General features: G+C 70.3%; 8 protein-coding genes. 5 read left to right on the top strand and 3 right to left on the bottom strand.

What is annotated here, in order from left to right:
• Nucleotides 1-13 precede the first annotated feature (13 nt).
• Complete coding sequence (locus B2P18_RS13495; protein ID WP_286961139.1) at nt 14-1,141, bottom strand: glycosyltransferase; 1,128 nt, start codon at nt 1,139-1,141, stop codon at nt 14-16.
• Between the two features lie 32 nt (nt 1,142-1,173).
• Nucleotides 1,174-1,368 (bottom strand): hypothetical protein, encoded by a 195-nt coding sequence (locus B2P18_RS13500; RefSeq protein WP_019286609.1) that lies wholly within the window; start codon nt 1,366-1,368, stop codon nt 1,174-1,176.
• 142 nt (nt 1,369-1,510) lie between these two features.
• Between B2P18_RS13500 and B2P18_RS13505 the strand changes: the two genes are divergently transcribed.
• Together B2P18_RS13505 and B2P18_RS13510 are read left to right on the top strand one after the other, a co-directional pair.
• Nucleotides 1,511-2,515, top strand: coding sequence for an ArsR/SmtB family transcription factor (locus B2P18_RS13505; protein ID WP_029211963.1), 1,005 nt, complete (start codon nt 1,511-1,513; stop codon nt 2,513-2,515).
• 36 nt (nt 2,516-2,551) lie between these two features.
• The gene (locus B2P18_RS13510) at nt 2,552-2,965 is read left to right on the top strand and encodes a cold-shock protein (RefSeq protein ID WP_019286606.1); all 414 of its coding nucleotides are present in this window, start codon (nt 2,552-2,554) and stop codon (nt 2,963-2,965) included.
• A 178-nt stretch (nt 2,966-3,143) separates the two neighbouring features.
• On the opposite strand, the gene B2P18_RS13515 is transcribed toward B2P18_RS13510, so the two are convergent.
• On the bottom strand, nt 3,144-3,416 hold the full coding sequence (locus B2P18_RS13515; protein WP_051274135.1) for a type II toxin-antitoxin system VapB family antitoxin: 273 nt from the start codon (nt 3,414-3,416) through the stop codon (nt 3,144-3,146).
• A gap of 220 nt (nt 3,417-3,636) precedes the next feature.
• Here B2P18_RS13515 and hutU point away from each other — a divergent pair, with 220 nt between their 5' ends.
• The 3 genes from hutU (at nt 3,637) to B2P18_RS13530 (ending at nt 7,872) form a co-directional block, all read left to right on the top strand.
• The gene (hutU, locus tag B2P18_RS13520) at nt 3,637-5,292 is read left to right on the top strand and encodes a urocanate hydratase (protein WP_019286604.1); all 1,656 of its coding nucleotides are present in this window, start codon (nt 3,637-3,639) and stop codon (nt 5,290-5,292) included.
• 69 nt (nt 5,293-5,361) lie between these two features.
• Complete coding sequence (locus tag B2P18_RS13525) at nt 5,362-6,777, top strand: purine-cytosine permease family protein (RefSeq protein ID WP_286961143.1); 1,416 nt, start codon at nt 5,362-5,364, stop codon at nt 6,775-6,777.
• A 180-nt stretch (nt 6,778-6,957) separates the two neighbouring features.
• Nucleotides 6,958-7,872, top strand: a complete 915-nt coding sequence (locus B2P18_RS13530) for an endonuclease domain-containing protein (RefSeq protein ID WP_286961146.1) — start codon at nt 6,958-6,960, stop codon at nt 7,870-7,872.
• Nucleotides 7,873-7,904 lie beyond the last annotated feature (32 nt).

Consider the following 7,904-nt stretch of genomic DNA (forward strand, 5'->3'; position numbering starts at 1 on the left):
CATCTGTCGCCTCTCAACGGGTGGTGGGGGCGGCGGCGAGGGTGCGGTGCAGGCTGAGCGTCCGCTCGACGGTCCGGCTCCACGGATAGCGCTCGGCCCGAGCCCGCGCGTCACGTCGCCGCTCGGCCGCCGGACGGGCCACGACCCGCAGCACGGCGTCGGCCAGGGACTCGGGATCCGGGTGCCCCCACGCCCCCGAGCGGTCGTCCACGAGCTCGCGCGCGCCGCCCCGGTCCGCGGTGACGACCGGCGTGCCGCAGGCCAGCGCCTCCAGCACCGCGAGCCCGAAGGGCTCGCCCGCGCACACGCTGAGCGCCACGTCCGCCTCCCCGAGACGGCGGGCCAGCGCCTCGCGCCCCGCCACGTGACCGTGGAAGGTGACGGGGGATCCGGCCGCGAGACGTTCGAGCTCGTGACGGTGGGGCCCCTCGCCATACACGTCGAGCCGCACCGGCAGGCCGCGGTGGTGGAGGGCGACGGCGGTGCGGACGGCGAGGTGGGGATCCTTCTCGCGGGAGAGGCGACCGGAGTGGACGAGGCGGATCGTCCCGTCCGTGGCGGGCTCGGGAGCCGGCTCGAGCGGCCGGAACGTCTCGAGGTCGACGCCCAGCGGCACCTGGTGGAGGCGGTGCGGGGCCAGGGACGCGAGCCCGGAGAACTCGCCCGCCGCGAAGTCCGACGTCGTCACCACGTGGTCGAAGGCCCGCGACAGCGCGCCGTTGAACAGCCGGATCGGGTGACGCAGGCCGCGCTGCAGGCCGATTCGCATGCTGAGCATCGTGTCCAGCCGCTCGTGGGAGAACAGCACGGTCGGCACCTGGTGGCGACGCGCCACCAGGGTGACCGGCAGCAGCGTGGACTTGTCCGAGATCTCGATCGAGGTCGGCGCGAAGGCCTCCAGGGCCCGGAGCACCGGCCGCGGGTCGAGGATCATCCGATAGCCGCCGCTGACCTCACGCGACGCCACCGTCACGACGTCACCGAGCTCGGTGGGGATGCGGTCGTCGGTGGAGCCGGGGATGATCAGCAGCCGCTGCGCCCCGGCGTCCACGTAGCCGCGCGCGAGCTGGTCGATCGCCACCTTCATCCCGCCGGACGTGGGCCTCACGAAGTTGGCCAGCTGGGCGATCCGGAGCTCCACGCCCCCAACCTAGCTGGCGCGGAGGCAGAGGTTCAGCGGAACGCCGCCCAGTGGATGTCGGGCCGCCGGCGGACGTCCTCGGCCCAGGCGGCCAGGCCCTGCGGACGGCCGACGGCGCGCTCGCCGGCCTCGCGTCGGCGCTCGTGACGGGCGGCCGGCGCGTCATACGTGGTCGGCGTCGTGGTGATGTCGGTGGCCGAGTCGTGGCAGCGGTCGATGATGGTCATGGGGTGCTCCTCTCGTCGAGACGGGGCGGGTCCTGCACCAGCCCGTATGCCGCCAGGCTGCCTCGGCGCGGGATGTCCCGGCCACGGTGCGGGCAGGGCCGAATCCTGCGGGGGGCCAGCGGGTCCGACCTAGGCTGAGGGCATGGCCGATCTGCTGCTGAGCAGCTCCGACGTCGCGCGGGTGAGGTTCGTGACGACCCGCACCCAGGAGCTCGCGATGTCGCTGCGGGTGCTGCAGCACGACGTGACGGGGCTGCACCGGTCCTGGGTGCGGTCGGCCCGCGAGCGGCTGGCCGCGGAGCCCGCCATCGACCTGGGGCTGCTGGTGGCGCTGGTGCCGCCGGAGGGCTTCCTCGCGGACGTGCTGACACCGTCCTTCCTGTCGACCCCGGCGGACCTCGAGGCCGAGCTCGCCGGCGTGCGCGCATTGGGCCCCCGGGTGCTGCTGCGCGACGTGGACCTGCTGCGGAAGCAGCCGCATGACGCCACCGTCGGAGCGGTCCTCGCGAGGCTGGGCGCCGAGCCGGAGGTCGGCCTCGAACGCGTCGTCGCCGCGATGCGGGGCTACTGGGAGCTGGTCCTCGCCGACCGGTGGGGTGCGATCCGTCGGCTGCTCGACGCGGACATCGTCCAGCGGTCGACCCGGCTCGCGGCGCGAGGGCTCGAGCCGCTGCTCGGCGAGCTGAGCCCGCGCGTGCACCTGCTGCCCGACCGCCTGGAGGTCGCCGGATCCTCTTATCCGGCAGAGCATTTCGAGGGTGGGCGAGGACTCCTGCTGCACCCCAGCGTGTTCGCGGGCCCGAGAGGCCTGATCGGTCTGCAGGAGCCGCTCGTGCCCACGATCATCTATCACGCCCTCGGGGTCGGAAACCTCTGGGCCGCCGAGGAGCTCGACCACGAGCACGCGCTCGACGACGTGCTCGGCCGCACGCGCGCGCAGCTGCTGCGGGCGACGGGCGTGCCCGCCTCGACCACGGAGCTGGCGTGCCTGCTCGAGCTGAGCCCGGGCACGGTGAGCGAGCACCTGGCCATGCTGAGGCGGGCTGACCTCGTCGCGTCCGCCCGATCGGGGCGCGCCGTGCTGTACCGCCGGACCGACCTGGCCCAGCAGCTGCTCGACCGTTCGGCGCGGTGTGACGGATCCTGACGGTTCAGCGGGGCTCACGTGGGTAAGGTGCGTCACATGGCGGATGTGATCCAGGGTGAGGTGCTGTCGTTCGACGCGGTCAAGGGATATGGCTTCATCGCTCCCGACGACGACGGACCCGACGTGTTCCTGCACGTCAACGACATCGTGGGTGATCGCGCGCAGGTGCGCCCCGGCGTGATCGTCGAGTACGTGCCCGAGGAGGGCGCCAAGGGCCCCAAGGCCGCGCAGGTGCGAGCTCTCGGCGACGACCTGGACGTGCGGCGTCCCGCCGGTCGCCCCGTGGAGCGCCCCGACGGCGAGGTCGACGTGCTGTCGCCGCGCGAGTTCGAGGACGCGATCACCGAGATGCTGCTGCGCGCCGAGCCGACGCTCACGGGCTCGCAGATCCTGCACCTGCGGGGGCGGCTGGGGACGATGGCCCGCGGCTACGGCTGGGTCGAGGACTGACGACGAAGGCGTGAGGACCTGAGCGAGGGACGAGCGAGGCCCGGAGCGTCGAGGAGTCGGTCCCATCATGTACGGACTGACGACGAAGGCGTGAGGACCCGAGCGACCTACCGCGCGGGATCGACGTCCGTGTGGCAGAAGTCGTCGCCCGTGAACAGCAGCGGTTCGGCGTCGACGATCATCGAGGGAGGCCGCCCTCGTCATACATCTCGTCCAGGTCCCGCTGCATGGCCTTCCGATCCGCGTCGGTCAGCATGGTGTCGATCCGCTCCAGCACCTGCATGGACCGGGCGTAGCGCTCCTGCGCGACCTGCTCGCCGGCCCGTCGGCGTTGCTCGTCGTGGCGCTCGAGCGCCTGCTCCAGCGCGCTGGTCTGGGTGGTGCCGAGCGTGTCGGCGGCCCGGCGCGCGAGCGCGCACACCCGCTCGTTCTTGATGTTCAGGCTCATCATGGTCTCCCACCTGGCGGTTTCTACCCTGGGGCCACCGACTTTACCGTCGGGTGGAGGTGAGTGCGGGGTGGGCTTGGTCTCGGATACGGGACAGATGCCGGTATGCCGGGGGTGGCCGCCGTGACGTCGGCGCGGTTCGATGGGGGGACCCCGCTCCGGTGACGACGCCGGGTGGTGACCCCGGTTTCGTCATACGACCCGATCGCCCGAGGAGGCAGCCATGGAAGGCTCCCGTCCCGTCCGCGCCGCGCGCGGCACCACCCTCACGGCCCGCAGCTGGCAGACCGAGGCGCCGATGCGGATGCTGATGAACAACCTCGACCCGGAGGTCGCCGAGCGGCCGGACGACCTGGTCGTCTACGGCGGGACGGGGCGGGCGGCGCGCGACTGGCGCAGCTTCGACGCGATGGTGCGGACCATGCAGAGCCTGCGCGAGGACGAGACGATGCTCGTGCAGTCGGGGCGCCCGGTCGGCGTCATGCAGACCCACGAGTGGGCGCCGCGCGTGCTCATCGCCAACTCGAACCTCGTTGGTGACTGGGCGAACTGGCCGGAGTTCCGGCGGCTCGAGCACCTCGGGCTGACGATGTACGGCCAGATGACGGCCGGGTCGTGGATCTACATCGGCACGCAGGGGATCCTGCAGGGCACCTACGAGACCTTCGCCGCGGTGGCCGAGAAGCGTTTCGGCGGAACGCTGTCCGGCACGCTGACCCTCACCGGCGGGTGCGGCGGCATGGGTGGGGCGCAGCCGCTGGCCGTCACGCTCAACGGTGGCGCCTGCCTGGTCGTCGACGTCGACAAGGCGCGGCTGGACCGTCGCGTCGAGCACCGCTACCTCGACGAGGTGCACGAGTCCATCGACGCCGCAGTCGAGTCCGCCCTGCGGGCCAAGGACGAGAAGCGCGCGCTCTCGGTCGGTCTCGTGGGCAACGCGGCCGAGGTGTTCCCCGAGCTGCTGCGTCGCGACGTCCCCATCGACATCGTCACCGACCAGACCTCCGCGCACGATCCGTTGTCCTACCTGCCGGTTGGCGTCGAGGTCGACGAGTGGGCGGAGTACGCCGAGAAGAAGCCCGACGAGTTCACCGACCGCGCAAGGGAATCCATGGCGACCCACGTGCGGGCGATGGTGGAGTTCCAGGACAAGGGCGCCGAGGTCTTCGACTACGGCAACTCGATCCGCGACGAGGCGCGCCAGGGCGGCTACGAGCGCGCCTTCGAGTTCCCGGGATTCGTGCCCGCCTACATCCGGCCGCTGTTCTGCGAGGGCAAGGGCCCGTTCCGCTGGGTGGCGCTCTCGGGCGACCCCGAGGACATCTATCGCACCGACCGGGCCGTGCTCGACCTGTTCCCCGACAACGAGCGACTTCACACGTGGATCAACGGTGCTCGCGACAAGGTCGCCTTCCAGGGGCTGCCGTCGCGCATCTGCTGGCTGGGCTACGGCGAGCGCGACCAGGCCGGGCTGAGGTTCAACGAGATGGTGGCGAGCGGCGAGCTGTCAGCCCCCATCGTCATCGGGCGCGACCACCTGGACTGCGGATCGGTCGCCTCGCCCTATCGGGAGACCGAGTCCATGGCCGACGGCTCCGACGCGATCGCGGACTGGCCGCTGCTCAACGCCCTGGTCAACACCGCCTCCGGCGCCTCGTGGGTGTCGATCCACCACGGTGGCGGCGTGGGCATCGGACGCTCGCTCCACGCGGGGCAGGTGTCGGTCGCCGACGGCACGCCCCTCGCCGCCCAGAAGCTCGCGCGCGTCCTCACCAACGACCCCGGCATGGGCGTCATCCGGCACGTCGACGCGGGCTACGACATCGCCGAGCAGGTGGCCGAGGACAAGGGCGTCCGCATCCCCATGCGTGAAGACTGAGTCACAACCTGGGCGTCACCTGCGTCTGCCCGTGGCGCGAACGGGCTGGTGGGGGCCATGCTGACGCCCATGGCTCAGACAACCCGCATCGAACGCCGCAGCATCGACGTCGTCCCCGTCAGCGAGCGACACGGCACCCCGCTCAACCAGCTCACCCTCTGGTTCGGCGCCAACATGCAGATCACGGCGATCGTGGACGGCGCGCTCGCCGTGATCTTCGGCGCGGACGCCCTGTGGGCAATAGTCGGCACGCTCGTCGGCAACCTGCTCGGCGGGATCGTCATGGCCCTTCACTCCGCCCAGGGGCCGAGACTCGGTCTGCCGCAGATGATCTCGAGCCGCGCGCAGTTCGGCGTCATCGGTGCGGTGGTGCCGCTCGTCCTCGTCGTCCTGATGTACCTCGGCTTCGCGTCCACCGGGACCGTCCTTGCAGGACAGGCGATCTCACGCACCATGGGCCTTGACAGCCCCAACGTCGGCATCGTCGTGTTCGGCATCCTGTCGGCGGTGGTCGCCATCGTGGGCTACCGCTGGATCCACGCCATGGGGCGCGTCGGCACCGTGGTCGGCATCATCGCGTGGACCTACCTGCTCGTGCGGCTGTTCACGGCATACGACATCCCGGCCCTGCTGGGGCACAAGCCTTTTGACATCGTCACCTTCCTCCTGGCCGTCTCCCTCGGCGCCGGCTGGCAGCTGACCTACGGGCCGTATGTCGCGGACTACTCGCGCTACCTGCCGCTGGGCACGTCCGAGACCAAGACCTTCTGGGCGACCCTGGCCGGCAGCGTGCTCGGATCGCAGTGGTCGATGACCCTCGGCGCGCTCATCGCCGCCGTGCCCGCCGTGACCGGCAAGGGCTTCCTCGCCAACCAGGTCGGCTTCATCGGCGAGCTGGCCGGCGGCGGCATGCTCGCGATCGTGTTCTACCTCGTCATCGTCGTCGGCAAGCTGACCGTCAACTGCCTCAACGCGTACGGCGGCTCGATGACCATGCTCACCACCATGTCGGCCTTCCAGCGGACCGCCCGCGTCTCGACGCTCGCGCGAGCGCTCTACATCACGGCGTTCATCGCCGCGTCGGTGCTCGTGGCCCTGCTCGCCAGCGCCGACTTCCTCAACAACTTCAAGAACTTCGTGCTCGTGCTGCTCATGGTGTTCACGCCGTGGAGCGCCATCAACCTGGTCGACTACTACCTCGTCGCGCGTGAGCGGGTGGACGTGCCGGCGCTGTATGACGCCCGCGGTCGCTATGGCAGCGTCAACGGCGGGGCGCTGCTCATCTATGCGCTCGGGATCGCGGTGCAGGTGCCCTTCCTCGCCCAGGCGATGTACACCGGTCCCGCCACCAAGGCCCTCGGCGGCGCCGACATCTCCTGGATCGTGGGCCTCCTCGTGACGGCGGCCCTCTACTACCCCTACGCCCGCCGGACGGCACGCCACCCCTCGCGGATCATCTACCCGGACGGCGTCCTCGACGCCTGACCCCACCCCGCCTCCGCGTCTTTTCGCGCTCGGAGCTCACAGAGTCTCGATTTTCGGGTGTCATTTCGAGCTTTCGTGAGCCCCGAGCGCACAACTGCCCGTTGTGGATAACTGTTGGCTGGATCGCCCGGCTGGGGATAACGAGGTTGAGCACCCGCAAACACCCTTCATCGTGGGCGCATGACCTCTAATGCATCAATTCCGGCAGCGCTCGGCGGGATGCTGTTCTTCACGACCTCGGTGGCTCTGAGATCCGGCATGTCGCGGTACGCGATCAGTCAGCTGGATCACCCACATCACGGCGTCGTTGGTCGTCGTATGCCGATGACCATTCTCGAAGACGCCCAGGCGTTGGCCCTCGTCCTGCCATCGGACTGCGTGTTCACCCACTGGTCCGCAGCTTGGCTGCTCGGCCTGGGTCTGCCCGCGAGGTGGACCGCCAGTCCGCGACCTCGGTTGGACGTGGGTCGGCACGGAGGCACGCCGCCACGGCACCGGACCGTGAGGGGGCATCGATTGTCGTCATTCGACATCCCGACGGTTGTCGTCCAAGGGCTCGATCGGCGGGTCATCGCGCCGGAGCACCTGTTCCGGCAGCTGGCCGACTCGATGAGCCATACGGATCTGGTCGTCCTGGGAGATGCGATCTGCAGCTGGAAGTCGAATCGTTCGGTAGACGATCTCGACTCGGGGCTGAGCATCCGGTCGCCGGGGCTCGTGGCGGCTCGCTCAGCGCGTGCCGAGGTACGGGCGGGAACCAACTCCGTCATGGAGTCGCGGCTGCGCCAGGACTTTGCGCGTGAGGGTCTGCCGGAGCCGGAGCTCAACGCACCTATCGCCGACAGGGCCGGGCGGGTCCTGGCCTACGTGGACTTCCTGTGGCGGGCAGAACGTCTCGTGGTGGAGTACAACGGTGCGCACCACTTCGCTTCGGCGGAGCAGAGGGTGGCCGACGAATCGCGACGAAACCTGCTCGAGCGGATGGGCTATCGCGTGATCATCGTCAACAAGACCGACTACTTCCAGCACCACGCCGACACCATGCGCGCCGTCAGGGAGGCGCTTGCCGACCAGCGTGCACGTGTCAGTGCCTGAGCCCTGGTCGGTATTGGTGAGCTGGGAGCGCG

Source organism: Arsenicicoccus sp. UBA2120 (assembly GCF_002330965.1).
GTDB classification, from domain to species: Bacteria; Actinomycetota; Actinomycetes; order Actinomycetales; family Dermatophilaceae; genus Arsenicicoccus; species Arsenicicoccus bolidensis.